2 protein-coding genes are annotated in these 1088 nt (G+C 64.3%); both read right to left on the bottom strand.

What is annotated here, in order from left to right:
• Positions 1 to 248: SMP-30/gluconolactonase/LRE family protein (locus HX846_RS36535; RefSeq protein ID WP_178967380.1), on the bottom strand; the 248-nt coding region annotated here is incomplete at its 3' end.
• 39 nt (positions 249 to 287) lie between these two features.
• Positions 288 to 1088: aldehyde dehydrogenase family protein (locus HX846_RS36530; protein WP_178967379.1), on the bottom strand; the 801-nt coding region annotated here is incomplete at its 5' end.

Here is a 1088-nt window from a genome sequence, read left to right as displayed (position 1 = left end):
TCGCTCGGCGTCGAATCGAGGTCGAGGCGATACACGCCGCTGCTCAGGGTCACCAGTGCATCGCCGCTGGCGCACGGGATAAACGCCGAGACCGGCTCAGGCAATTGCCAGGTGTGCAATTGCCCGCCCTGCAGGCGCAAGGCCTGCTGGCCGATGATGTCCACCCAATACAAGGCCTGGCCCGGTACATCCCAGAACGGCCCTTCGCCCAGCCGAGCCCGGTGCGGTGTGACTGCGGTCCACGACATGAAACCTCCTGCTTTCTTGTTGTTTTCAGGTGGTACCGGTTACAGCGCGTCGCGCGACGGCTGCCCATCTACCAGACGCTGAATGCGCAACGGGTTGGCATTCTTCAGCGCGTCGGGGAGCAGGCTATCAGGGTAATTCTGAAAGCACACAGGTCGCAGGAAACGCTCGATCGCCAGGGTGCCCACGGAAGTGCCACGGGCATCCGAAGTCGCCGGATACGGCCCGCCATGGACCATCGCGTCACACACCTCGACGCCCGTGGGGTAGCCGTTGAGCAGGATGCGGCCAACCTTTTGCTCCAGCAGCGGCGTCAACTCGCCGAACTGGGTGAAATCCGCCGGCTCGCCGATGATCGTCGCGGTCAATTGGCCGTGCAGGCCGTGCAACGCCGCAGCGAGTTGGGCCTGGTCGGCGACTTCCACGAACACCGTGGTGGGGCCGAACACTTCCTCCTGCAACACTTCATCGCCGTTGATCAGCAGGCTGGCGTCCGCTTTGAATAGCTGTGGCTGCGCCTGATTGCCGGTTTGCGTCTGGCCCGCCAGGTGCTCGATGCGAGGATGGGCCAGCAGCGTGTGCAGGCCTTTGCCGTAGCTGTTCAAGGTGCCGGCATTGAGCATGGTTTGCGCGGGCTGGCCGCCGATCAGTTGGGCGACCTGTTGGGTGAAGCCTGTGAACGCTGGGGAGGCAATCCCGATCACCAGGCCCGGGTTCGTGCAGAACTGGCCGCACCCCTGCACCACCGAGGCGACCAGGTCGCGGGCGATGGTGTCTGCCCGGGTTTGCAGGGCCTGGGGCAAGACGATCACCGGGTTGATGCTGGACATCTCGGCGAACAC

This window comes from Pseudomonas sp. K5002, from assembly GCF_013386655.1.
In the GTDB taxonomy this organism is placed as follows: Bacteria; Pseudomonadota; Gammaproteobacteria; order Pseudomonadales; family Pseudomonadaceae; genus Aquipseudomonas.
Note: the sequence above shows the minus strand (reverse complement) of the source record. Positions and strands in the feature narration are given on the sequence as shown.